The sequence below is a fragment of the Arthrobacter sp. HMSC08H08 genome (assembly GCF_001807575.1).
In the GTDB taxonomy this organism is placed as follows: domain Bacteria; phylum Actinomycetota; class Actinomycetes; order Actinomycetales; family Micrococcaceae; genus Pseudoglutamicibacter; species Pseudoglutamicibacter albus.
Genome location: NZ_KV789403.1, coordinates 1 through 23,864 on the forward strand (window position 1 = coordinate 1; position 23,864 = coordinate 23,864).

The window sequence follows — 23,864 nt, forward strand, 5'->3', positions numbered from 1 at the left end:
CAAGCTTCACGATTTTTGCAACAGAGCCCGAGATACTTCCGCTGAGCACCCAGCGAGACTTTTGGATTGACACAGTTTGGGAAGGGAAACCCCCGTTGGGGCCGTACACCCTTGACGATGGACGCGATATTTACGATGTTGTTGCCGACGGCAACCTCGAAGAGCTCCCATTCGACGTGTGGTTCGAACGAGAAACAATAAGTCGCGGTAAACGTCGGGGCGACATTCTCTGGGGTGGCCCGCCCACGCTCGTGTCCCAACGTTTCGCGGATGCAGTAGCTGAACTCGGGGTAGCAGGGTGCTCAACATTCGAGGTAAACCTTTTCAGCGCGAACGAGGGGCGCGTCACCGGCTACGTCGGATTCGTCGAAAACACGGAAGGCACCAGCGAGATTACGTCATATGCTTGGCGGGAAAGCGCCCACAGTTTCGCGTGGATCGTGAGCGAACGCGTACTTGAAGGGCTCAAAGAACGCGGCGTTGATATGTTCCACGTCGAACCGTTCACTGAGAAGCGCCGGTTCCCGAAGATCTAGCCCTACTCGCCACCGAGCCCGCGGGTCAGGCTTTCAAGGTTGTGTTCCAGGAAACCGATGTAGGTCCCAGCCGGCGTGCCTGGCGCACCGAGTTCATCCGAGTACAGGGTTCCTGCGATCGGCACACCGGTCTCCTCCGACACAGTCTCCATAGGCCGCTGATTGACGTTCGTCTCCACAAACAGCGCCCGCGGCCGATGCTCCCGCACAAAATCCACGGCACGCTTCAGCTGCTCGGGACTACCCGCGTCCTCCGTATCGATCAGCCAGATGTAGCCCTCGGCAAGCCCGTAACGCTTTGCTAGATACTGGAACGCACGCTCGCTTGTCACGATGATCCGGTCGTCCTCCGCGACGCCTGCGAACAGTTCGTCATAACTGCCCGCCAACTCGTTGATGCGCCCAACGTAGGCGTCCCGGTTGGCACGATAGTCAGCGGCGTGCTCCGGGTCCGCCCGGATCAGGGCCTCAGCAACGTTCTCCGCCATCTTCGCCCCGTTAGCCGGGTCAACGAAAACATGCGGATTCACTTCATCCTCATCGGCGTCGGCCGCTTCATCCAACGCAACCTCGTCAGTGATCTGGATCCCGTCGGTGATATAGAGCGGCTTGATGCCGCGGGTCGCCTCAACGTGCTGGCTCGCATCCAGGTTCACGGCGGTCATGAGGCGGCTGATCCAGCCGTCGTTCCCGCCCTCAAGATTCATGCCGCTCGAAATGAGTAGGTCGGCGTCCTGAGCGTGAGTCGTGTCAGCCGGGCGGAGCTCGTATTCATGCGGGTCCTGCCCCACCGGAACGAGGTTATAGACATTCACGTGCTCCCCGCCGATCTGCCGCGTCATGTCCTCGAGAACAGAAAAACTCGTCACGACGTTGAACTTGCCGTCACCACCGAACCCGGCGCCACTACCGGCCTCGTCTCGCGGAACCACGCTACAACCTGTCACGGCAAGCAACGCCACCGCGATGGCAGCAAGCACCGCTTTGAAAGTCACTTTCCGCGTCATCGCCCAGCGATCGCTTTCGTAACGACGCCGGTGCGTGGCGCGAAGAGATATGCGAGCGTGAACATGGTGAACGCGGTGAGCACGATGGCTGGCCCGGACACGATGTTGAACCTCACGGAGAAATACATCCCTCCAGCAGCCGCTACGACACCGATGAGCGCGGAGACCGCGATCATGCTTGGCAACCGGGTGGTCAGCAGATACGCGGTCGCGGCGGGTGTGATGAGCAAAGCGACCACGAGGATCACGCCCACGGTCTGCACGGACGCGACCGTCACGAGTGCAAGCGCAACCAGAACGCCGTAATGCACGGCTTTGACGGGAACCCCGTAAGAATCAGCGAGGACCGGGTCGAACGTCGTGATCTTCAGCTGTTTATAGAACAACAAGACCGCCGCGCACACAACCGCGCCGATCACCACCGCAAGCCACATGTCTTGCTTCCGAACCGCGAGCACGTTGCCGAACAATACATCGGTCAGTGAGAACGTCGCGGTCGTGTTGGAGAGCAAGATGATGCCGAACGCGAGAAACGCGGTGAACACGATCCCGATCGAGGTGTCACGTTTGAGCGTTGTGGTGGTCGAGACCACGCCGATCCCGAACGCCGCGAGCAGCCCCGCGGCGAGCGCTCCCACGAAGAATGAGACGTCGAACATGAACGCGAGCGCGATCCCCGGCAGCACGGCGTGGGAGATCGCGTCCCCCATGAGTGAGAGCCCCCGCAGGATGATGAAGCTGCCGATGACCCCGCACACAAGCCCCACAACGCTTGCGGTGAAGAGTGCACGGGCGAGGAATGTGTATTCGAAAAGGTCGTTGATGAAGGTCATAGGTTCTCGTTCTCCCCGCCGCCGAGCAGCGCCGGCGCGTAGGTGATGATGTCGGGCCCGTAGGTTGCGGAGAGGTTGTCTGCGGTGAAGATCGCGGCTGTGGCTCCGTTGGCGATGATACGGCGGTTGACGAGCACGATGTCGTCGAAGATGAGGCGTGCGTTGTTGAGGTCGTGGTGGACCACGATGACGGTCGCGCCGTGGGCGACGCGTTGCTTGAGGATGTGTGTGATGCGGGCCTGGGATGCGGCGTCGATACCCACGAAAGGCTCGTCGAGGAAGAACACGGTGGCCTCTTGCATGAGGGCTCGCGCGGTGAAGACGCGTTGGGCTTGGCCTCCGGAGAGTTCCCTTAGCTGGGTTGTGGCGTACTCGCTCATCCCGACCGCATCGAGGCATTCGCGGGCGTGTTCGCGGTCGGTTCGGCTGGGCCGTTGGAAGGTGCGTAGCCGCGGATAGCTTCCGAGCACCACGGTTTCTAGGACGGTGATCGGGAAGTCCCAGTCGCTTGTGGTGCGTTGGGGAATGTAGGCAACTTCGCCACGCACCTCGTCAAGGCTTTTACCGTTGATGTTGATGCGGCCTGTGGCTCGCGGAATGAGCCCCATGCAAGCTTTGACGAGGGTGGATTTCCCGGCGCCGTTGGGGCCCATGACTCCCACCATGCGTCCTGCGGGGATGCTGAGGTTGACGTTGCTCAGGATGGTGTTGTGTCCGTAGCGCACGGTCAGCTCTTCGACGCGCACCGCATCGGCTGCTTGCATGGTGTCCTCCTCGTCAGCCTGGTGTTTCAACATACCCCGGCAATTGTTAAGCTACCTTAACTTTTCTGTGGCGCCTAAAGCGCCGCCGTAACGCAGCTACCCCAGCAAGGCCTGCAAGAATGGGCAAGGTATTTCACACATTCTGTGTAGTTCACACATCCAGTCCTGAAACGCATGAGCTTCAAACCTTCCTCTTATAAGCAGTCCCCGCTACCGGTGAGAAACGGCATCAACGCGACCCGCCTTCGCGTACCGACCACCGGCCCGTGGGAGACCATTCAGGAATACACGCTGGATCGTTTTGGGCACATCGACGCTGAAGGGTTGCGCCGCCGCTTCGCTCACGGTGAGGTTGCCGCGGTCGATGGCAGTCGCGTCACCCCGGAGACCCCGCTGGGCGCGCACGAATTCATTTGGTATTACCGGGACTCCCCTAACGAGGAACACATCCCGTTCTATTGCCGCGTGATCCATCGCGATGCGGACCTGCTGGTGGTGGATAAACCGCATTTCCTGCCGATGACCCCGGGCGGCCGGTACGTGCGCGAATCTGCACTGGCTCGGCTGAGAGTCCAGCTGGGGATCGATGACCTCGTGCCGATCCACCGGCTCGACCGCGCAACAGCCGGTGTGGTCATGTTCTCGATCAATCCAGCGACCCGCGGCGCCTACCAAACCATGTTTGAGCGCCGCGAAATCACCAAGAAATATCAAGCCGTCACGTTGACCCCGCCCGGCTGGGATCCGCAACATCCCGCCCTGGGTGGAACCCGCCTGCCCTTCACCGTCCGCAGCCATATCAAGAAGGTCCGCGGCGAGATCGTGGTGCGCCTCCACCGCCTCGACCAGTTCCCTCCCAACGCCGTCACCCGCATCCGCCTTGCCGCCTATGGCCTCAACCGCCGCGGCGAGGACGTCTGCTTGTGGGACCTCTCGCCGGTAACCGGCCGCACCCACCAGTTGCGCGTGCATCTTGCCCAGCTGGGTTCCGGGATCATCGGAGATCAGCACTACCCCTACCTGCTGGATGACGCCCCGGACAACCACGATGAGCCCCTGCAGCTATTAGCCCACACCATCAGGTTCACTGACCCTCTCACGGGCCAGCCGCGCTCCTTCACAACCCAGCAACGCCTCACCCTAGGCCCACTCACCATCCCTACGCAGGACAGCTCCGTCACGCAGGACAGCTCCCCTGCACAGCACTACTCCTCCACAAAACACCGCTCCGTCACGCAGGACGGCCGGCCGTGAACCTTTTCGATCCGAACGCGTGGGGTACGTGGTTCTATCTCGGCACGTTCTTGGCTCAAGTGTTGGATGCCGCGTTCCCGCTGATCCCGCAGGAGCTGTTCGCTCTAGCCATCCCAGCGTTGACGGGGCAGGGAATTATCAACGGGCCACTCGCTGCCGCGGTCACGGTGATCGGGCATGTGCTGGGTGAGGTGTGGCTCACGTGGGTAGTGCGTACGCGCCACGGGTGGCTTAACAAACGACGATGGGGCCGCCGGTTACTGCAGAGCGCGGACTCCGCGGCGGGTTCGCTTGGTTCTGCGGGCAGTTTCTCTGTTTTGGTGGGCTTGCGGTTCATATCGGGCGGCCGTACCGTCGCGTGCGTTGGCGCGGGCTTGTCGAAACTACGGTGGTCCCTGGTGTGGTGGTCTTCATGTGTGGGCTCCACCTTGTGGGTCTTATATATGATTACCCTTGGCGGAATTCTGCACTCGCTTCTGGGGTTGCCGGCGTGGAGTTCCGCGATTCTAGGCATGATTATCGGTAGTGTTTTGGGGGTAGTCCCCCTCGTGTGGACGCACAAACGCCGCCGTCGACTTCGAGGAGCCGTTAGTGCAGCTTCCGTCCCGTTGGAACAATCCCGTGAAGAAAAGTGACCGCTCTGATGAGCAGGTTGAGTCTGCTCGGGACAGTTCTGGCGCCCAGGATTCCGGCGATGGCCAGGGTGGGCGCGCGGACGAGAACGTAGAAGGCTACGGCGAGACCCTCTATTTTCCGGCTCAGATCCGGCCTGAGACGTTGCGTTTCCCTGAACGTGATGAACCGTTCGATGTGGATGACACGAACGCCGAAACCGAACGTCGCGCCGCTGCGGCACAGGCTTCCCGCGAACGGAGCAGCAAAAAGACGGACGAAGCACCTGAAGCACCTGCTGCCCCAGACGGCCCTCCAGCCCTGGGCGTTCCACCTGCGCTGGGCGTTCCTCCAGCGCCAGACGTCCCGGCTACGCCAGAGGCGGACGTTCCCTCTACGCCAGAGGCGATTGATGAACCGGACGAGATCGCGGCGGAATCTGAAGAGCTCGAGGAACCTGAGGCGGTCGAGGAAGCACCGCGTGAGTTGACCCTCGAGGAGAGCGTGTGGGAGGCCCGTGAGGCCTTGCGCCTGCAGAACGAGCGCCACAATGACCCGGACTATTCACCGACCGAGTATGTTCCCATCGCGGTGTCCCGCAGGCCGGCATCAACGACTGCACAGGAGCAGGCCCCGCAGACTGTTGTGTTGCCGTATAACCTGCCAGAGTTTTCGCCAGCGCCTGAGCCACGCCCGCACGATCTGTTCCGGCGCATCACGGCAACGGTTGTCTCACTCGTCGCTTTCGTGGCGAGCCTCGCGCTCTTCAGCAAAGGAGTGCCGGCTGGACTCATAACGCATGCCGATGCGCGTGTTGAACTCGCGCCGCTGGTTCCAGGTATAGCTCTGGTTCCGGTTGCTGCTTTAGGGCTCCTCACCGCGAGCGCTTTCTCATGGAAACGCAATCAACATTCAGCCCGCCGCCAACGCAGCACAGGCTGGTTAACGGCTGTGACCTCGGCGGCGCTGGCCGGCTGGGTCGGCTCCGCGATGGCGGGTTTGTGGTGGCTTGCCGCCGTCTGTGCGGTCCTGTGGACCGCTCTGGCCGCGGAAGCAGTGCGGCGGCTCAACCTGCTCACCGCGCGCACGCATCGTGAGTATTACGAAACCGACCTCCCCACTGAGCTGAGTCTCGGCGCCGGCGCCTTCATGGCCGCATGGACCGCAAGCGCGGCCGCAACCGCGGCCGGATGGTCGCTGCCACCGCAAGCGCTCTGGGCGCCAGCGACCCTCGCTGTAGCGTGCATCCCCGTGTTCCTCGCCTCATTCACGGAACGTGGGCGCCTGTGGGCACCGGTTGCCTTCGGTTGGGGTGCGGCGTGGCTCATCATCGCCCACATCGTTACGTTGGGTTTCCATGTAGGGCTCATCCTGGTGGCAGGGCTCGCGGCAGCATGTACGCTGATCGCAGCGACCACGCGACGCAACGACATCCGAGTCAAAGAAGCAGCCATCGACGCCAACCTGCGCCGCAGCAGCTAACGCGCGAACCTGCGTCGCAGTATCGAGCCTGGCCGCCGGCTAGCCTGGCTCACTCGCTAGCCTGGCACGGCTTCGCGTCGGCGCCGCGCCTGCTTGATCTCATACGTGAAAGGATGGGCTGATGAGCGCACCATTCCTGCTGTTGCAGACCCGCCCGGAAGACGCCTTGGCGGACGCCGAATACGAGGCGTTCGTGCGGCTGTCCGGACTTGAAGCGGGCGATGTTGAACGGTTCCGGCTTGAAGCCGCGCCGCTACCGGCCGGTTTTGAGAACACGTGGCATCAACGCTATTCGGCTCTGGTTCTTGGCGGGAGCCCATTCACCTCAACCGATGTTGATCGAAGCGAAACCCAGATCCGTGTTGAGGAAGAACTCGCGCGAGTGCTGGGGGTCGTGATCGAGAAAGACCTCCCGTTCCTTGGTTTGTGTTACGGGGTGGGTGTGCTCGGGTTGGCCTCCGGCGCGGTGGTTGACCGCACGTATTCAGAACCTGCGGGCATCTCCCACATCAGCCTCACTCCGGAAGGTATCGCTGACCCAGTACTTTCTGGCGTTGACCCGCATTTCGATGCGTTCGTAGGCCACAAGGAGTCTACGACCAAGCTGCCGGCCGAGGCGGTGTTGCTTGCCACATCGGACCCCGCACCAGTCCAGATGTATAAGCTCAAGAACAACATCTATGCGACCCAGTTCCACCCCGAACTGGACCCGGACGGGCTCATCGGGCGCATCGAGGCCTACCGTGAAAACGGCTATTTCGATCCGGAAGATTTCGATGCGATCGCTCACCTGGCACGCAACGCGGACGTGACCGCAGCGCACCGTATCCTGGCGAACTTCGCGAAAATCTACCTCCCGCGCTAGACGTACGCACCCACACGTTCTATATACGCCAGGCCTGTACCATGCTGGACCCCTCACACCCGCTGAAATCCTCACGCCCGCCGGGGCATGTACCAGCCCTGGGCCTGCCAACCGTTCATCAGTTGTCGAAGGAGTGCCGTGGCATCCACACTGTTCACCGAGCTGACCATCCCCGCCCCGCACGGTGCGGGGCTCACTCTACGCAACCGCGCGTTTGTCTCACCGATGTGCCAGTACTACGCGCCTCGCACCGGGGTTCCGCAGCCGTGGCACCTGGTGCATTACGGCGCGTTCGCGACCGGCGGTTTCGGCCTCGTCACGGTCGAATCCACGGCGGTCGAGGCACGCGGACGGATCTCTGATCAGGACCTCGGGCTGTGGTCGGATGAACAGATCGAAGGCCACCGCACAATGGCGGAGTTCATGCGCGCTCAAGGCGCGGCCGCAGCGGTTCAGCTGGGGCACGCGGGCGGTAAAGCCGCAACCTACCCCAACTTGCGTGACGAGCCCCGCGGGACCCTGGGTGAGGACCGCGCATGGGAGGTCATCGCGCCCGGTTCTGAACCGATCCAGCCCGGCCTGTTCACCCCTCGCGAGATGACCGCTGAGGACATCCAAGAGGTTATCGCCGCGTTCCGTGAAGCGGCACGCCGAGCGGATCAAGCTGGCTATGACGCGGTGCAGATCCACGGGGCGCACGGCTACCTGATCCACGAGTTCTTCTCGCCACTGACCAATCAACGTGAGGATGAATACGGCCGCGACCGGGCACGGTTCGCACTCGAGGTCGCATCCGCGGTGCGTGAAGTGTGGCCTGCGCATAAGCCTCTGGGGATCCGCTTGTCCGCAACCGACTGGGTCGAAGGCGGCGTGACATTACAGGACACGGTCGAGCTCGCCCGTCGGCTGCTGGAGGACGCCGGTGTGACGTGGTTTGACATCTCATCCGGCGGGATCCATCCGGATCCTAAAGTCATCCCGGTCGGGGCCGGCTACCAGGTTCAGCTGGCAGCCGCGTTACGACAAGCGTTACCGGCCGAACAGGCCGTGGTCAGCACGGTAGGGCTCATCACCGAACCCGCCCAAGCCGAAACGATCGTCGCTAGCGGCCAAGCCGACGCCACCAGCATCGGGCGTGAGGCCCTGCGCAACCCTCACTGGGCGGCCGTCGCCGCACGTTCGTTGCGCGTACGCGTTGAAAATAACCCCGCATCGGAGGCTTACTGGCTCGGGATGCGCTAGCGAAAACGCACGGCTACGCTCTCACGCTGTTTGAGAACAAAGCGACAATGCCCCGGGCGAGGCTGGCAACCAGACACACAGTGAGGTAGACAAAGACTATGAGCGCTGTACGGACCCCGGACCCAAACCCAGGCTGGCTATCAGAAGAGGACCTGTACGAGGCCCGACGCCGGCTACCGATCGTCTACGTGCAAGCGATCCCCGTGCGTGTGGACCCGATGGGCTACGTTTCCGAGGTCGGCCTGCTCTACACGACCACGGATGAAGGCCAGTTCGAGCGGACCTTCGTCTCCGGCCGTGTCATGTACCGCGAGACGATCCGCGCGGCCTTGATGCGCAACCTCGAAAAGGACCTCGGCCCGCTTGCGATGCCGTCGTTGCCAGCCTCGCTCACCCCGTTCTCGGTTGCGGAATACTTCCCGTCCCCCTCCGAAACCGGGCTCACTGACGAACGGCAGCACGCCGTCGCACTCACCTACGTGATTCCGGTGCAAGGCGAGTGCAACCCACGCCAAGACGCGCTCGAACTGTCCTGGCTGACCCCAGAAGAGGCCCTCTCAGAAAGCGTTCAAGCCGAATTCACCGGAGGCCGTGGGCAGATCATCCACCAAGCGCTCGCCTACGTGGGGTGGGGACGGTGAGCCAAACACAATCAACGGCGCAGGCGCAGACGGCCCAAACGCAAGCGGCGGCGCAAGCGCAGGCGGGGTCCCCATCCCATGCGGCAACCGTGCATTTCGATGGGCGTTTCCCGCGGCACCGCCAAGCGATCCCCGCCCGCAATATCACCAAGGGTGACCGTTTCATGCACCGTTCCGGCCTGCCTTCGGAGCCGGTCCAGTCCGCGAGGGTCGTGAAGGACTCCTTCGGGACTGACGCCTACGTGGATGTGGTGCTGGAAGACGGCTCGCGTGCAACCGTGGCGATCAATTCGACCATCCGGGTTTTCACCGAACGCAACCTGGGCCCCGGAATCGATGAGCTGTTGGCGGTGCCTGTCGAGGAAGGTTCCGCGGAAGCCGCACTCGTTGAGGCCGCCAAGGCCCACCGCAAGGACGCGCAGTTGCTCAGTGCTGCGCTGCGTGTGGCACCCGGCATCAACACTCGTGCTGGATCCCACCTCGATAGCCTCGTGTGGGCCGCTTTCCAGCTGGCTGTGGTGTATGAAGACACCGAATTCGTGTGGCCTATCCTCAACGTGCTCACCCAACAATCCTTCGAGGACAACGCAACACGCTGGCTCCCCACACGCTACGGGCTCGCGCTCGCGTGCTGGCTTGCCCGCCAAGCCGCAGACCACGATGCCGCCACCGGCTACGCGCAGCAACTCAAGGGCGGCGAGGAAGCACTCATCGCTACCCTGCCGGGCACCGCGCGTGAGATTCACCGCCGCCAGCTTGAGCACGCATCGTTATACGACCGCGAAATACAGCGCGCCCGCGACAGCCTCAACGCACCCCTAGAGCTCGAATTCCGGTGGAGCCGGCTGAAGTCGCTCATGGTCACCACCGCATACCGTTTAGCGTTTGAGCGCGAACGCCCCGACTTCATTGCGTTGATCGAACGCGAGCTACCGATCATCCGCGCCGCATCAGGAGAACCCCGTGAACACCACTCCACCCACCAACACGCCGCTGAACGCCACGCCGCCCAACAGCACGCCACATTCCGATCGAACTAGCAAGCGCTCGGTTGGTTCTAGCCAGCGCTCGGTTCGTGCTAGCAAGCGCTCCGCTGCAGCCAGCCACGCGCCCTCGGCTGATTACGTCAAGCCTGAGCTTCCAGCGGGGCATGAGCGGCAGTCCGAATTCGGTTTCACCGTGGGCACCCGCATGGCCAATGGGCGCGGCCGTACCGGCGTGATCCGCACCCCGCACGGCGACATCGCCACGCCCGCGTTCGTGGTAGTCGGCACTAAAGCCACCGTCAAGGCAGTGCTCCCCCGCGATGTCAAAGAGCTTGGCGCGCAAACCGTGCTATCCAACGCGTACCACCTCTATCTGCAGCCAGGGCATGAGATCGTGGACGCCGCGGGCGGCTTGGGTGAGTTCATGGGCTGGGATGGGCCGACCTTCACCGACTCGGGCGGCTTCCAAGTCATGAGCCTCGGCTCAGGCTTCAAGAAGGTCATCGACATGGGTTCCGACGGCGCCGCCGTGGGTGGTGGAGCCGACGATGCGGTAGCGCCCGGGCATGAACGCATGGCTAACGTCGATGACGACGGCGTGTGGTTCACCTCCCACATCAACGGCGATAAACACCGCTTCACACCCGAGATTTCGATGCAGGTCCAGCACGGCCTCGGCGCGGACATCATGTTCGCTTTCGACGAGCTCACCACGCTGCACAATTCCCGCCGGTACCAGATCGAATCCCTCGAACGAACCCGCCGCTGGGCTGAACGTTGCATCATCGAACACTTCCGCCTCACCGATGAACGCGCCCACCGCCCATACCAAGCACTCTTCGGCGTGATCCAGGGCGCCCAATACGAAGACCTGCGCCGCCAAGCCTGCCAAGACCTCGCAGCTATGCCTTTCGACGGCTTCGGGATCGGCGGAGCACTCGAGAAGGAAAATCTCGGGACCATCGTGGGCTGGTGCGCCGAAGAACTACCCGAGAATAAGCCGCGCCACCTGCTGGGCATCTCCGAACCAGACGATGTGCTGTGGGCCATCGAAAACGGCGCGGACACCTTCGACTGCGTCTCCCCTACCCGCGTAGCCCGCAACTCGGCGTTCTACACCGACTATGGCCGCTACAACCTCTCCAACCGACGCTTCCGCGAAGACTTCCGCCCACTACAGCCCGGCTGTGAATGCGCGACCTGCACCACCTACACCCGCGCCTACATCCACCACCTCTACAAGGCCAAAGAGATGCTCAGCCACACGCTCATCTCGATCCACAACCTCGCCTTCACCGTGAGGCTCGTGGACCGCGCCCGCGAAGCGATCGAGAACGGAACCTACGAGGCGTACAAGCACACCGTCTTGAGCAACTACTACGGAGGCCACGGCTCCCCCGACGGGCTCGCCAGCTAAGCCGCCCAGCTAACTCAACAGCCCCGCTAACTCAGCGGCAGAGCGCTAGGCGGCCGTGACGTCGTTATTCTTCGGGTAGCTCGGCTCATACCGCTTCACCAGCTTGATCACCACAACCGTCACCGGCGAGAACACGACCTCCACACCGAGCTTCCAGCAGAAACCAATCACAAAGTACTGCAGGAACACCCCGAACGAATCGATCCCGATCACAGGGGCGGCAATCGAGCAGAAGATCAGCGTATCCAGCGCCTCACCAACACCCGAAGAACCCAGGATGCGCAACAACAGACCGCGCTCGCCGTGGCGGCGCTTGAGCCACACGATGATGAGCGCGTTCGAAAGCTGGCCCGCCATGAAACCTAGAAGGGAGGCCAGCACGATCTGCCATACCGGCCCCAAGGTCGCTGCGAGCGCTTCCTGGCCCTCATAGAAGCTCGCAGAAGGCAGAGCGATGATCGCCTGGAACGTCAGCACCGCGAGCGCACCGAAGATGAAGGTTGTGATGATGGCCCGGCGCGAGGCTTTCCACCCATAGACCTCGGAGACCACGTCCCCCAGAATGTAGGCCAGCGGGAAGAGGAAGAATCCGCCGTCGGTCACCAACCCGAACAGTTCAACGCCCTTGCTCGCGCCAATGTTGCTGAGCACGAACACGAGGCCCATGAGGGCCAAAATGGTGGGATAGAAACGTGAACCGGTCGATGCGAAAACCGCCCGCCGCTCACGGGTCGCCTCCGTTACGGGGCTGGCGAAGACGGCGTCCTGGGCAGCGTTGGTGTCACTAGCCGGGTTGGTTTCATTGGCAGGGTTGGTTTCGGGCCGGGTAGGCATAGCTCTCCTTCAACGGAATGGTGTTGCGCGGCCCGGTCCTGCCACCACCGGGTTGCTACGAAACATGAAAGTTCCCGACCTATTTTGGCACGACCAGTGACTGGTTTGCCGGATCGTGACTGTGCGTGGTTTTACGATATGACTATGAGTTTTGAGAATCCTCCCATCGTATTGACCATCGCAGGTTCTGAGGCCACCGGCGGTGCGGGCGCCCAGGCTGACCTGAAGACGTTCCAGGAGCTCGGTGTTTTCGGTATCGCAGGGCTCACGTGCATCGTCTCTTTCGACCCGAAGGATGATTGGAACCACCGTTTCGTACCGATCGATCCGCAGGTGATTGCCGACCAGCTTGAGGCCTCGCAGACCTCGTATGAGGGCAAGCTACGTACCGTGAAGCTCGGCATGATGGGCACCCCGCAGACCATCGAGACCGTCGCGGGCGCGCTCGAGCGCCAGGAGTGGGACAACGTCGTCTTGGACCCGGTGCTGATCTGCAAGGGCCAGGAGCCGGGCGCGGCTTTGGATACTGACCAGGCTTTGATTGCCAAGCTCCTTCCGAAGGCTACGTTCGTGACCCCTAACCTGTTCGAGGCTTCAACCCTGGCCGGTTTTGAGGTCACGGATATCGAGGGCCTCAAGAAAGCCGCGCAGGTCATCCATGAAAAGTCTGGTGCCGCGGTACTCGCCAAGGGTGGGGTCCGTATGGACGGCCCGGACGCTGTGGATGTGTTCTATAACGGAGGCGAATTCGAGGTTCTCGCGACCCCTAAGGTCGGCGATCACGCAGTCTCCGGGGCCGGTTGCTCATTGGCTGCCGCCGTCGCCGCACTGCTGGCTCGGGGCCGCTCCCCACTTGACGCGGCACGCGAGGCCAAGGACTTCGTGACCCGCGGCATCCACCAGCGGGTGTCTTCGCAGCTTCCGTTCGATGCCTTGTGGCAGGGCGGGCTGCGCTGACTCTAATACGAGGCTGTGCGGGAGCTGTTTGTGAGCAAAAAGTTCTTGCAACATTTCGTATACGAATAAACCCCGGCTTTCTCAGGCTTCACAGGCAAAAACCTGGAAAGTCGGGGTTTTTGATAAAAGTGACACGTAAACTATCTTGGCTACACCACAGCCTTTTCATAGCCTTTGCATAGAATCATAAATTCGCCTTGACATTACTCGCGGTTTAGAGAAATCTCATCAGTGTTGATGTGACATTACGCACATGATGTTCACAGCCTTGTTCCCATCAACACAAATCTATTCACAATACTCAAAGCACTCTTGAGGAGCTCTCTTGAAAAACAGCAAAACGCGCCGCGTTGCACGCGGTGCCGCCGCGCTGGCTGTGGGTGCTGCGTTAACTATGGGGTCAATCCCAGCCGCTAACGCATCGTCATTTATGAACCCAGCAGCCAAATCAGACTCGCTCAGCCAGAGCAAGGACAAGGTAGATAAGAATAAGCTCAAGCCTTCTGACCTTGACCTAGACAAGCTGGCCAAGCTGAAGATCCAGGGCTCACTGGCCGACATGGAAGGTCAGGCTTCCGTCTACGTTCAGTTCACTGGCAAGGGTGCTTACGAACTCTCCCAGCCAGTCCAGGTTCGTACCGGCAAGAAGCGCCCTGTCAAGAACGTTGCTAAGGTCCGCCAGGTCCGCAAGGAAATCCAGTCCAAGGCTGATTCGGCTGCACAGCAGTCCCAGTCCAAGGTCCTCTACAAGACCACGAACGCTCTGCCAGGTGTAGCCCTCCAGGGTGAAGCGAGCCGTCTGCGTGATCTCGCAAAGCGTGACGACGTCGTGAAGATCTCCGCGATCATCCCGAAGACCCGTGAAAACAAGGGCACCGTCATCGACACCGGCGCAGTCCAGGCTTGGGCGGCACAGCACCAGACCGGTAAGGGTGTCACGATCGCTGTCATCGACTCCGGCGTGGACTACACCCACGCAGCTTTCGGTGGCCCAGGCACCAAGGAAGCCTACAAGGAAGCTAAGGCTTCCAACGACATGCCATCCGCGAAGTCCGGCCTCTACGACCCTAAGAAGTACAAGGGCGGCTGGGACCTCGTTGGCGATGACTATAACGCGGCTTCTTTCTTCTCCTGGCCTCAGCCAGACTCCAACCCGCTTGACTGCGAAATCGGCGGCCACGGAACCCACGTAGCGGGAACCGCTGCCGGCTACGGCGTCGATAAGGACGGCAAGACCTTCCGCGGCGACTACCAGTCCCTCAACGATGACCTCGTCAACGCTATGCGCATCGGCCCGGGCGCCGCTCCGGAAGCCGGCATCGTTGGCCTGCGTGTGTTCGGTTGCGAAGGCTCGACCAACGTTGTCGGCGAGGCACTCGACCGCGTGCTCGACCCGAACGGCGACGGCGACTTCTCTGACCGTGCACAGATCGTCAACATGTCGCTGGGCTCGACCAACAGCCCGGCCGATGACCCTGAAGCAGACATGGTCAACGCGCTCACCGATCAAGGCATCCTGACCGTCATCGCTTCCGGTAACTCCGGCGACATCACCGACATCGGTGGCGCGCCAGGCGTTGCCTCATCCGCTCTCACCGTCGCTAACTCGGTGGGCTCCCAGGCCGCGGCTGACGCGGTCACCGTGACCAAGCCTAAGAACCGCGCTAAGGACTACCCAGGCCAGCTCTCCGGCTCCTACCCATGGAAGAAGGCAGAGTCAGGTCAGGTTGTCGTCCCTAAAGCCGGCCCTAAGACCACCGGTTGCTCCGCGCTCACCGGCGATGACTCGCTCAAGGGCAAGTGGGTATGGCTGCACTGGTCGGATGACCCAACCGGTGAGACCTTCGAATGCGGCTCCAAGGCACGCTTTGACAACGCAACCGCCGCAGGCGCCAAGGGCGTTATCCTGGATGGCCCGAGCGAAGTCTTCACCTCCGGCATCGCCGGTAACTCGAAGATCCCAGGCGTTCAGCTGAACAAGTCCGGTTCCGAGGCTCTGCTTGATGCCGCTAAGAAGGGCGAGCTCGAGGTCACCGTTGATCCTGAGAAGACGTCTTCGATGGCGATCAACACGAACGCTCTCGATACCCTGGCTCCGTCCTCCTCGCGTGGTCTGCACGGCTCGGATTCCATCGTGAAGCCAGACATCGCAGCACCAGGTACCTCGATTCCTTCCGCAGGTGTCGCGATGGGTAACGGTGCTCTGACCATGACCGGTACCTCGATGGCCACCCCATACACCGCAGGTGTTTCCGCACTGGTGGCGGCTAACGGCAACTACAGCCCAACCGAGATCAAGAACATCGTGATGAACACCGCGGCAGCCGACATCAAGAAGGGCAAGAACATCTACAGCCCTAACCGTGTTGGTTCCGGCCGTGTCATGGCTGATGCTGCTTTGAAGACCCCGGTCATCGCTTACGACAAGGACCGCAAGGACCTCGTCTCCGCGAACTTCGGTGTAGTTGAGGTTGTCAAGGACACCGATTCCGTCACCAAGACGATCGAGGTCCGCAACCTGACCACCCGTGCACAGACCTACAACGTCGCCTACAAGGGCGCAACCCAACAGAAGGGTGTCAAGGTCTCCCTCGATAAGGACCGCGTCTCGGTTCCTTCCAAGGGCGTCGCACATGTCAAGGTCACCGTGTCCTTCGATAAGAACGCGATGACACGCACCATGGATCCAACCATGGACGCGATGCAGATGGACCTGCCACGTGCATACGTTGCAGACACCACCGGCCGTGTAGAGTTCACGTCCTCGACCCAGCCAACCCTGCGCGTGCCTGTCACCTCGGCACCTAAGCCAGCCGGTAACGCTACCGCTCAGCTGGCCAAGGTACGCGGCGACCGCGGCACTGTACGCTTCCGCGGCGCAGACGCCGACTCCGGTTCCCGCAACGAGGCCTTCATCTCGAAGGCAGCGCTCCTTGAACTCGGTGCAAGCTCTGACCGTCAGGGCAAGGAGCTCGACAAGGTTCCAGGCGGCCGTGAAATGGACCTGCAGTACGTAGGTGCAACCACGACCGCACCAGTCACCGGTTTGGATGACGCGGTCTTGGGTATCGGTATCTCCACTTGGGGCAACTGGGCACGCATGTCCACCGCTACCGAGTTCAACATCGAACTCGACATCGACGGTGACGGCAAAGCTGACTACGAGATGTTCAACACTCGTATCAACAAGCTCGATCTGGACCTCGTGACTACCGTCCACTCCCAGACCGGTAAGAACATCGATCTGCGCCCAGTCAACGACCTCGTTGGTAACCAGGACCCAGCAACCTTCGATTCGAACGTTGCAGTATTCCCGGTAGCCCTCAAGGAACTTGGACTCACCAAGGACGAGGCCTCAAAGCTGCGTTACAAGGTCAGCTCGTGGTCCCGTTACAACGTTGACGAGGACGGCCGCCTCGCCGCGGTTGACGAGACCGACTGGATCGAGTTCGATGCAACCAAGCCAGCTATCGCGAACCGCACCGACGGCCTGCTCGTCACCTCGGTTCAGGGCTCGGCCGCACCAGTTCTGGTCAATGACGCAGCCAAGGATCTCCTGGTTCTGCACCTGAACAACCGCACCGGCAACCTCAAGGGTGGCAACGACAAGCAGAAGGGTTCTCGCGCACAGGTGATCCCAGGCAAGTAACCACTTGCACTGAATCATTGGCAAGAGAACGCTGGCACATCAGCGCATAGGGATCACGAACGTGGACTAGCGCTTCGCCACCAGCGACTGCGGGGGTATGGGAATTCATCCCATACCCCCGCAGAGCTTTAACCGGGCCTTCCCATAGGCTTTGCCTTCACTAGAATTGGGGCAGGCCGAACCGGAACCACACCACCGCGTCGGCGGCTACAGCACAAGTGAGAGTGAAACGTGAGTATGCAGGTACCAGCGGCAGTCTTGTGGGACATGGACGGCACCCTCATCGATTCCGATCCGCTGTGGGGCCGCGCTGAGATCTCGCTCATGCAGCGGGCAGGCGCGCCGTGGACGCAGCAGGACGTCGAGGATTTCGTCGGTGCTTCCCTACCCACTGCGGCTGCGAAGATGCGAGATGCTGGGCTTGATTTGTCTGTTCGACAGATCATCGACCACCTCATCACCGAGGTTGCCGCCGGTGTGCGCGAACACGGGATCCCGTGGCGGCCAGGCGCCCGCGAACTGCTTGAGGCGCTGAGCGAGGCGGGTGTTCCGCAAGCGCTGGTCACGATGTCTGAGACGCCTCTTTCGAGCGCTTTCATCGAGGTGCTGGGACACAACCCCTTCCAAGCGATCGTCACAGGAGACACGGTGCATCCGCACAAGCCAGAACCTGAACCCTACCTTCAGGGTCTGCGCCTGCTGCGTGAAGCCACGGGGCTAGAGCTACCTGCAGAGCGGGTTATCGCGATCGAAGACTCAACACCCGGAACAACCTCCGCCGTCAACGCGGGGCTGGCGACCCTCGGCATCCCACACACCGCGGCGATCACCGGACGCGACGGGCTCATCATCCGCGAAACCCTCACCGGTATGACGCCTGCGCGGCTTGCAGAAATCATCGCGTTAGTTCACGCGACCGCGAACTAACGCGTCGTGACTTTGCCGTGGGTTGCGGCGATCGGCCGCAGAACCGGCGTGGTCGCGGCCGCCGTCAAACCGATGGCGATCACGGTCGAGATCACGAAGCCCCAGAAACCGACCCACGAGGTATCGGCGGTGCCTGCGAACATGTGGTTGAGGTTCTGCCGCATCCCGGTCGTGAACACGAGGAACACGTGGAACACCACGAAGGCAATGAACACGAGGATGACCGGGAAGTGCAGACCGCGCGCAACCTTGGCTGAGACGATCTTGTTCAAGCGTGGAGCATCCTTAGGCCAGAAACTGGAAAGCCTCAGGCCGGAGATGATCGCAAGCGGCGCTGCGATGAACACGATCACGAAGTACGCCAAAAGCTGCAGCGAGTTATAGGCCGCCCACGATTCAGTCAGAGGCCAATCCAGCGAAAGGTACTGCAGGCCCGCGGAGATCGCGTTCGGGAACACGTCCCAACTAGTCGGCACCATCCGGCCCCAGCGTCCGGTGGAGAACAGCAACACAACATAGACGATGCCGTTGGCGACCCACAGAACATCCACGAACTGGTGCCACCACAGCAAGAACGGGATCTTACGTCCGCCGCGCTTGCTCGGGGTCCAGTACGCGGGATGCTTGCGTGCGCCGATCGCCCGTTTCTGCATACCCGAACGCATCAAGAGCAGGATGAACAGGAAGTTCAAGTAGTGCGTAATACGCACCCACAACGGAAACCCTGGCTCGCTGAACGCCGGCGGCTTAGAGGTTCCTGGGTAGCGTTGAATGAACTCTTCAACCGCATCCAGGCTCCGCAGGCCGCGGGCAACAAGCACCAGGACCGCTACGACAACGATCGCACCGAGCACCAGCGCACCGATTTTCACGGCGGGGTTCATGGCCGCACGCTGGCCACGCTTAACAGACTGTGTGGGCATACTCCTCAAGATACCGCGCCGCACGCTCGGTCAGTAAATACCACGGCATCATCCGCGAAGTACCACAGCACCATCCGCGCCAGTTACCTCGTCTGCGCCACCTCGTCGGTTTTAGGCAAGCAGCGCGCGGTCGGAAAGTTCTCCGCCGATCTTGTCGAACTCTGCGAGCAGGCTGGAGACGGTTGCGTTCTTCTTGGCTTCGCCGTCGAGTTCGAGGATGATCTGGCCGTCGTGCATCATGATCAGCCTGTTGCCCAGCTGGATCGCTTGTTCCATGTTGTGGGTCACCATGAGCGTGGTGAGCTGATCGCGTTCCACGATTTCGCCGGTCAAGCGAGATACGAGCGCTGCACGCTGCGGGTCAAGTGCCGCGGTGTGCTCATCCAGCAGTAGGATCTGCGGATGCGTCATGGTCGCCATGAGCAGGCTGAGAGCCTGACGCTGACCACCGGACAGTAGCCCGACCGGGGTCTTCATGCGGTTTTCGAGGCCGAGCTCGAGAGTTTCCAGCGCGGTCCTAAACTGTGCGCGGTCCTTACCGGATACTGCCAACTGCAGCCCGCGGTTCCGAACGCGGGAGACCGCGACCGAAAGGTTCTCTTCGATCGTCAGCTCCGGAGCGGTACCGGCCATCGGGTCCTGGAACACCCGAGAAACCCACAAGGCACGCTTATGTTCCTTGATCTTGGTGACGTCCTTGCCGTTGATCACAACCTTGCCGGTATCCGGACGCAACCGCCCACCGACCATGTTCAGCAACGTCGACTTACCTGCACCGTTAGACCCGATCACGGTCACAAAGTCACCGTTATTAAGGGTCAGGTTGATGTTGCGCAGGGCTCTTCGTTCGTTGACTGTTCCCGGGAAGAACGTGCGGGAGAGGTTCTGAATTTCAAGCATGCTTCCCTCCTTATGCCTGAGCGTCTGCGCGTGCGGTGCCCGCCGCATCAGCGTGGGTGTCGGTGTCGTCTGGAAGGCCGGATTCGACCTCGGCTTGTTCGCGGCGCATCTTACGCGCCTTGAGCTTCTTGAAAATCTCAAGCCGCGGTAGCAGCAATGCGACCACCACGAGTACCGCCGAGGCGAGCTTCATGTCCGAGGACGGCAGACCAGCACCAAGCGCGATCTGCAGAACCAGACGGTAGATGATCGCACCTGCAACACACGCGAGCACCGCTTGCCATACGCGGCGCTGACCGAAGATCGCCTGGCCAACAATCACGGAAGCCAGGCCGATCACGATCAAGCCAATACCCATCGTCGCGTCCGCGATCGCCTGGTACTGGGCGAGCATCGAACCCGACACCGCAACCAATCCGTTGGAGATCGCAAGCCCCAGGATCTTCTGGTTGTCCGTGTTGACACGGAATGAGGTTGCCATCTGGCTGTTGTTACCGGTTGCACGCAACGCGAGACCCGTGCGGGTGTGCAGGAACCAGATGAGCAGGATCGAGATCCCCAGAACACCGATGAGCATCAGGCCGGACCCTGCCATGTTGTCGCGTAGCAGGCCCTTCTCTTCGAGCGGGGTCAGGATGGTGTCTTCACCGAGGAGCGGCTTCGCGGCCGAGTTGTCCATGATGTGCAGGTTGATCGAGTACAGCGCGATCATCATGATGATGGATGCGAGCAGTCCGTCGATCTTGCCTTTGGTATGCAGAATGCCGGTCAAAGCGCCTGCGATAGCGCCAGCGCCGAAGGCCATAACCATCGCTAGCCACGGCGGCACGCCAGCAACGATGGCGGTTGCCGCGGTGGCGCCGCCGGTAGTGAAGGAACCGTCCACGGTCAGATCAGGGAAACCGAGGACGCGGAAAGTCAGGTAGACCCCAAGGGCCGCGATGGCATAGATCAGCCCGAGCTCCATTGCGGAAGGCATCTGATCCAGCATGTCGCTGAAAAACATGTGTGTGCTCCTGCGTGCGTGGTGGTGTTCTCATAGTTCGGCGGTGCAGAGGGCTGTGTACTGCTCCCTGCACCGCCGCTGTCGTCATCAGTGAAGGTGGGTGTGCGGGCCGCGCTTCACGTCAGGGTGTGTGATCCGTGAGGGGATCAGTACTTTTCGGCTGCCTTCTCTACGAGTTCCTTTGGAAGTTCGATGCCGGACTTCTTTGCGGAGGTCTCGTTGACGTAGAGGTCGTATTCCTCCTGGGTTTCAACCGCCATGTCTTCTGGCTTAGCTTCACCCTTGAGGACCTTCGCGGCCATCGCGCCGGTCTGTTCACCGAGCTTTTCGTAGTTGATACCCACGGTCGCGGTTGCGCCACGTTTGACGGAGTCGCCTTCGGCGGCGATCGCTGGGATCTTCTTGTTCTCTGCGACCTTCAGGAGAGATTCCAGGGAGGCGACAACCATGTTGTCAGTTGGCACGTAGAACGCGTCAACGTTCATCGAGCTTGCGGCTTGGGATACCTCGGAGGATGCGGAGATCGCCTTGGTTTCCACGGTCAGGCCGAGCTCGCTAGCAGCATCTTGAGCCCAGTCCACCTGAACCTTGGAGTTCTGTTCTGCCGAGGAGTAGACGATGCCGATCTTCTTGGCGTCTGGGTCGATCTGCTTCAGCAGTTCGAGCTGTTCCTTGACCGGGTTGGCGTCCGAGGTTCCGGTGACGTTCTTGCCTGGTTTCTCAAGCGATTCGACAAGCTGCGAGTCAACCGGGTCAGTGACCGCGGTGAAGAGGATCGGGCGGTTCTTGACTGCCTGCGAGAGCACCTGTGCGCTCGGGGTCGCGATAGCGAGGATCAGGTCAGACTTGCTGGTTGCGACCTGGGAGCCGATCTGGGCGTTGTTCGCGGCTTCGCCCTGTGCGTTGTATTCCTTGATCTCAGCGTCGATGCCGTTGTCCTTCAGGCCCTTCTGGAAGCCCTTGTTCGCGGCGTCAAGAGACGGGTGCTTTACGAACTGGACGATGTCGACCTTCTTCTTGTCACCGCCGGAGCCACCGGAACCTCCACTACCCGAGCCGTCACCGGAGCAGGCCGAGAGCCCGAGAGCTGCGATCGCGGCTACTGCCGCAAGGGATGCTACGCGAGTGCGCTTCATAGTTTTACTTCCCGTCGTGTCAAAGAGGAGAGTGTGATGTGAACTTTGTCACATAGGTTCGCCAAGGATCAGCCGTTTTCGAAAGATTGAAGCTTATCTCGAGGATTCCTTGGACGAACTGTTCTTGATGATGGTTGATTGTACCCAAATTTCCAGAACGAATATGCGCTACATCACTTTTCATAGCTTCCATTAAGCACAGCTAAATCACCGTTGAGACACAGAAAGGGGTTTTAGGGAATCTTTTCAGGTTCCCTAAAACCCCTTTTGTATGCGCTCACGTGCGGCGCAAACGGCGCCTACACCGCATCGACCTGCATGCAACCTAGCCGTGCCGGCGCCGCCTAGCTACGCCGGCCAACTAGCGTGCGCCGAGCCACGCGATCAGTAGTTGATGACGTGCGGCTGAGCGACCTCCTTGAGGCCTTCCAGAGCGAACTCGACGCCGTAGCCGGACTGCTTCGCGCCACCGAACGGCATGCGCGGGTCGATCGCACCGTGCTTGTTGATCCAGGTGGTGCCTGCCTCGAGGCGGTTGGCGACCTCGAGCGCACGCTCACGGTTCGAGGACCACACGGAGGAGCCGAGGCCCACCTCAAGCCCGTTGGCCATCTCGATGGCCTCCTCAACATCCGTGTAACGAATGATCGGCAGAGCCGGGCCGAACTGCTCTTCAGCGACCAGCGGGTTGCCGTTGTCGATATCAGCAACCAGGGTGGCTGGGTAGAAGAAACCAGCCTCATCAGCTGGGCGTTCTTCCCCACCGGTCACGATGCGCGCGCCACCATCCTTAGCGGCTTGCACCAAACGCTTGACCACATCGAGCTGCATCTGGTTCTGCAGCGGGCCGAGCACGTTCTCTTCACCCAGGCCCACGCCCATCGGCATCGCTTCAGCGACCTTGCGCAGCTCCTCAACAACCTCGTCATAGATCGAATCCGGAACGTAGAGGCGCTTCAGGGCCGCGCAGGTCTGGCCGGTGTTGATGAACGCGCCCCAGAACAGGTCTTCAGCGATAGCGGCCGGGTCGACGTCATCGAGGACGATGCCGGCGTCATTACCGCCGAGTTCCAGCGTTACGCGCTTGAGGGTTTCAGCGGAGGCCTTCGCGATCGCCTTACCGGTTTCGATCGACCCGGTGAACATGATCTTGTCGATGTCCTTGTGCGCGGTGAACGCCTCACCTACGTCGCGGCCACCAGCGATGACCTGCACGAGGCCTTCTGGCAGAACACGGTTCATCACGCTAACCATCGCGAGCACCGAAAGCGGGGTGTATTCGGATGGCTTGATCACGGTCGCGTTGCCCATCTTGAGGTTCGGGGCGATCTGCCACATCGTGATCATCATCGGCCAGTTCCACGGGCCAACCGCACCGACCACGCCGAGCGGGCGCCAGTGCAGTTCAGCCTTGCCGGACTCATCGTCGAAGAGGACCTCTGACTTGACTTCGATCGCGGCGGTCGCACGCAGCCATGCGGAGCACGCGCCGACCTCGAAGCGGGCGTTCGGGCCGTTGAGCGGCTTGCCCTGCTCACGGGAGAGCAACTGAGCCAGCTGCTCGGCGTTCTCATCGAGCGCATCGGCAACAGCCATCATGACGTTGGTGCGCTCCTCAAAGGACTTAGCGGCCCAGGACTTCTGCGCTTCACGGGCCTTGACCACAGCGCGGTCGAGGTCCTCAACGGTTGGTTCTGGTGCGTAGCCAACAAGTTCGCCCGTTGCGGGGTCCTTGATTTCACGACCCTCGCTTGGAAGATCGAACGCCGCGCGAAGTTCTTCGACGGTCGCGTAGGTGACGTTTTCGGTAGTCATGACACTCCTTGTCTGTATGAGGCTCAGCGGTGTGAGGCGAGTCTCACGTGTATGTCTTTAAACCTATCCCGCGCTTGC

General features: G+C 61.3%; 21 protein-coding genes. 12 read left to right on the forward strand and 9 right to left on the reverse strand.

Going from position 1 to position 23,864, the window contains the following annotated elements; genetic code table 11:
- Nucleotides 1-536, forward strand: a 536-nt coding sequence (locus HMPREF3175_RS08090; RefSeq protein ID WP_218078906.1) for a hypothetical protein, incomplete at its 5' end; no start/stop codon positions are given.
- 2 nt (nucleotides 537-538) lie between these two features.
- On the opposite strand, the gene HMPREF3175_RS08095 is transcribed toward HMPREF3175_RS08090, so the two are convergent.
- Genes HMPREF3175_RS08095 through HMPREF3175_RS08105 form a run of 3 tightly spaced genes read right to left on the reverse strand, consistent with a single transcriptional unit; the run spans nucleotide 539 to nucleotide 3,173 of the window.
- Nucleotides 539-1,531, reverse strand: a complete 993-nt coding sequence (locus HMPREF3175_RS08095) for a metal ABC transporter solute-binding protein, Zn/Mn family (RefSeq protein WP_176745149.1) — start codon at nucleotides 1,529-1,531, stop codon at nucleotides 539-541.
- A gap of 8 nt (nucleotides 1,532-1,539) precedes the next feature.
- Nucleotides 1,540-2,376, reverse strand: a complete 837-nt coding sequence (locus tag HMPREF3175_RS08100; protein ID WP_070491791.1) for a metal ABC transporter permease — start codon at nucleotides 2,374-2,376, stop codon at nucleotides 1,540-1,542.
- On the reverse strand, nucleotides 2,373-3,173 hold the full coding sequence (locus HMPREF3175_RS08105) for a metal ABC transporter ATP-binding protein (RefSeq protein WP_218078907.1): 801 nt from the start codon (nucleotides 3,171-3,173) through the stop codon (nucleotides 2,373-2,375). The genes HMPREF3175_RS08100 and HMPREF3175_RS08105 overlap by 4 nt, the downstream gene beginning before the upstream one ends.
- Nucleotides 3,174-3,314: 141 nt before the next feature.
- Between HMPREF3175_RS08105 and HMPREF3175_RS08110 the strand changes: the two genes are divergently transcribed.
- The 8 genes from HMPREF3175_RS08110 to tgt all read left to right on the forward strand — a co-directional run bounded on the left by HMPREF3175_RS08110 (nucleotide 3,315) and on the right by tgt (nucleotide 11,639).
- Nucleotides 3,315-4,394, forward strand: a complete 1,080-nt coding sequence (locus HMPREF3175_RS08110; RefSeq protein WP_083289512.1) for a pseudouridine synthase — start codon at nucleotides 3,315-3,317, stop codon at nucleotides 4,392-4,394.
- Nucleotides 4,391-5,029: a DedA family protein gene (locus HMPREF3175_RS08115; RefSeq protein WP_070491797.1), complete on the forward strand. Its 639-nt coding sequence runs from the start codon at nucleotides 4,391-4,393 to the stop codon at nucleotides 5,027-5,029. The genes HMPREF3175_RS08110 and HMPREF3175_RS08115 overlap by 4 nt, the downstream gene beginning before the upstream one ends.
- The gene (locus HMPREF3175_RS08120; protein WP_070491799.1) at nucleotides 5,016-6,488 is read left to right on the forward strand and encodes an MFS transporter; all 1,473 of its coding nucleotides are present in this window, start codon (nucleotides 5,016-5,018) and stop codon (nucleotides 6,486-6,488) included. The genes HMPREF3175_RS08115 and HMPREF3175_RS08120 overlap by 14 nt, the downstream gene beginning before the upstream one ends.
- Nucleotides 6,489-6,609: 121 nt before the next feature.
- Nucleotides 6,610-7,353 carry a glutamine amidotransferase gene (locus HMPREF3175_RS08125; protein WP_070491801.1) on the forward strand — a complete coding sequence of 248 codons (744 nt, stop codon included), beginning with the start codon at nucleotides 6,610-6,612 and terminating at the stop codon, nucleotides 7,351-7,353.
- A gap of 138 nt (nucleotides 7,354-7,491) precedes the next feature.
- Nucleotides 7,492-8,595, forward strand: a complete 1,104-nt coding sequence (locus tag HMPREF3175_RS08130; RefSeq protein ID WP_232219296.1) for an NADH:flavin oxidoreductase/NADH oxidase — start codon at nucleotides 7,492-7,494, stop codon at nucleotides 8,593-8,595.
- Nucleotides 8,596-8,693: 98 nt separating this feature from the next.
- On the forward strand, nucleotides 8,694-9,236 hold the full coding sequence (locus HMPREF3175_RS08135; RefSeq protein WP_035756437.1) for an NUDIX hydrolase family protein: 543 nt from the start codon (nucleotides 8,694-8,696) through the stop codon (nucleotides 9,234-9,236).
- The gene (locus tag HMPREF3175_RS08140) at nucleotides 9,233-10,276 is read left to right on the forward strand and encodes a DUF6707 family protein (protein WP_035756439.1); all 1,044 of its coding nucleotides are present in this window, start codon (nucleotides 9,233-9,235) and stop codon (nucleotides 10,274-10,276) included. The genes HMPREF3175_RS08135 and HMPREF3175_RS08140 overlap by 4 nt, the downstream gene beginning before the upstream one ends.
- Before the next feature lie 151 nt (nucleotides 10,277-10,427).
- On the forward strand, nucleotides 10,428-11,639 hold the full coding sequence (gene tgt, locus HMPREF3175_RS08145) for a tRNA guanosine(34) transglycosylase Tgt (protein ID WP_052048537.1): 1,212 nt from the start codon (nucleotides 10,428-10,430) through the stop codon (nucleotides 11,637-11,639).
- Nucleotides 11,640-11,684: 45 nt separating this feature from the next.
- Here tgt and HMPREF3175_RS08150 read toward each other — a convergent pair whose 3' ends face one another.
- Nucleotides 11,685-12,473: a queuosine precursor transporter gene (locus HMPREF3175_RS08150; protein WP_035756441.1), complete on the reverse strand. Its 789-nt coding sequence runs from the start codon at nucleotides 12,471-12,473 to the stop codon at nucleotides 11,685-11,687.
- Between the two features lie 144 nt (nucleotides 12,474-12,617).
- Between HMPREF3175_RS08150 and HMPREF3175_RS08155 the strand changes: the two genes are divergently transcribed.
- From HMPREF3175_RS08155 to HMPREF3175_RS08165, 3 genes are all read left to right on the forward strand, one after another.
- A complete protein-coding gene (locus tag HMPREF3175_RS08155; RefSeq protein ID WP_239445927.1) occupies nucleotides 12,618-13,430 on the forward strand; it encodes a hydroxymethylpyrimidine/phosphomethylpyrimidine kinase in 813 nt (270 codons plus the stop codon).
- Nucleotides 13,431-13,755: 325 nt separating this feature from the next.
- Nucleotides 13,756-17,079 carry a S8 family peptidase gene (locus HMPREF3175_RS08160; protein WP_070491805.1) on the forward strand — a complete coding sequence of 1,108 codons (3,324 nt, stop codon included), beginning with the start codon at nucleotides 13,756-13,758 and terminating at the stop codon, nucleotides 17,077-17,079.
- A 237-nt stretch (nucleotides 17,080-17,316) separates the two neighbouring features.
- Nucleotides 17,317-18,006 carry an HAD family hydrolase gene (locus HMPREF3175_RS08165; RefSeq protein WP_070491806.1) on the forward strand — a complete coding sequence of 230 codons (690 nt, stop codon included), beginning with the start codon at nucleotides 17,317-17,319 and terminating at the stop codon, nucleotides 18,004-18,006.
- On the opposite strand, the gene HMPREF3175_RS08170 is transcribed toward HMPREF3175_RS08165, so the two are convergent.
- The 5 genes from HMPREF3175_RS08170 to HMPREF3175_RS08190 form a co-directional block, all read right to left on the reverse strand.
- A complete protein-coding gene (locus HMPREF3175_RS08170; protein ID WP_083285586.1) occupies nucleotides 18,003-18,929 on the reverse strand; it encodes a cytochrome b/b6 domain-containing protein in 927 nt (308 codons plus the stop codon). The genes HMPREF3175_RS08165 and HMPREF3175_RS08170 overlap by 4 nt on opposite strands.
- A gap of 111 nt (nucleotides 18,930-19,040) precedes the next feature.
- Nucleotides 19,041-19,829, reverse strand: a complete 789-nt coding sequence (locus tag HMPREF3175_RS08175; protein ID WP_035756443.1) for an ABC transporter ATP-binding protein — start codon at nucleotides 19,827-19,829, stop codon at nucleotides 19,041-19,043.
- Between the two features lie 10 nt (nucleotides 19,830-19,839).
- Nucleotides 19,840-20,808 (reverse strand): ABC transporter permease, encoded by a 969-nt coding sequence (locus HMPREF3175_RS08180; protein ID WP_070491861.1) that lies wholly within the window; start codon nucleotides 20,806-20,808, stop codon nucleotides 19,840-19,842.
- Between the two features lie 173 nt (nucleotides 20,809-20,981).
- Nucleotides 20,982-21,971 (reverse strand): ABC transporter substrate-binding protein, encoded by a 990-nt coding sequence (locus tag HMPREF3175_RS08185; RefSeq protein WP_035756444.1) that lies wholly within the window; start codon nucleotides 21,969-21,971, stop codon nucleotides 20,982-20,984.
- 384 nt (nucleotides 21,972-22,355) lie between these two features.
- Nucleotides 22,356-23,786: an aldehyde dehydrogenase family protein gene (locus HMPREF3175_RS08190; RefSeq protein ID WP_070491808.1), complete on the reverse strand. Its 1,431-nt coding sequence runs from the start codon at nucleotides 23,784-23,786 to the stop codon at nucleotides 22,356-22,358.
- Nucleotides 23,787-23,864: the final 78 nt, after the last annotated feature.

Excerpts from the sequence above, each read along its gene's own strand:
- HMPREF3175_RS08190 (WP_070491808.1), bottom strand. The coding sequence starts at position 23,786 with ATGACTACCGAAAACGTCACCTACGCGACCGTCGAAGAACTTCGCGCG.
- HMPREF3175_RS08180 (WP_070491861.1), bottom strand. The coding sequence starts at position 20,808 with ATGCCTTCCGCAATGGAGCTCGGGCTGATCTATGCCATCGCGGCCCTT.
- HMPREF3175_RS08175 (WP_035756443.1), bottom strand. The coding sequence starts at position 19,829 with ATGCTTGAAATTCAGAACCTCTCCCGCACGTTCTTCCCGGGAACAGTC.
- tgt (WP_052048537.1), top strand. The coding sequence starts at position 10,428 with ATGGCCAATGGGCGCGGCCGTACCGGCGTGATCCGCACCCCGCACGGC.
- HMPREF3175_RS08100 (WP_070491791.1), bottom strand. The coding sequence starts at position 2,376 with ATGACCTTCATCAACGACCTTTTCGAATACACATTCCTCGCCCGTGCA.
- HMPREF3175_RS08170 (WP_083285586.1), bottom strand. The coding sequence starts at position 18,929 with ATGCCCACACAGTCTGTTAAGCGTGGCCAGCGTGCGGCCATGAACCCC.
- HMPREF3175_RS08185 (WP_035756444.1), bottom strand. The coding sequence starts at position 21,971 with ATGAAGCGCACTCGCGTAGCATCCCTTGCGGCAGTAGCCGCGATCGCA.
- HMPREF3175_RS08150 (WP_035756441.1), bottom strand. The coding sequence starts at position 12,473 with ATGCCTACCCGGCCCGAAACCAACCCTGCCAATGAAACCAACCCGGCT.
- HMPREF3175_RS08125 (WP_070491801.1), top strand. The coding sequence starts at position 6,610 with ATGAGCGCACCATTCCTGCTGTTGCAGACCCGCCCGGAAGACGCCTTG.
- HMPREF3175_RS08165 (WP_070491806.1), top strand. The coding sequence starts at position 17,317 with ATGCAGGTACCAGCGGCAGTCTTGTGGGACATGGACGGCACCCTCATC.
- HMPREF3175_RS08105 (WP_218078907.1), bottom strand. The coding sequence starts at position 3,173 with ATGTTGAAACACCAGGCTGACGAGGAGGACACCATGCAAGCAGCCGAT.
- HMPREF3175_RS08155 (WP_239445927.1), top strand. The coding sequence starts at position 12,618 with ATGAGTTTTGAGAATCCTCCCATCGTATTGACCATCGCAGGTTCTGAG.
- HMPREF3175_RS08110 (WP_083289512.1), top strand. The coding sequence starts at position 3,315 with ATGAGCTTCAAACCTTCCTCTTATAAGCAGTCCCCGCTACCGGTGAGA.
- HMPREF3175_RS08135 (WP_035756437.1), top strand. The coding sequence starts at position 8,694 with ATGAGCGCTGTACGGACCCCGGACCCAAACCCAGGCTGGCTATCAGAA.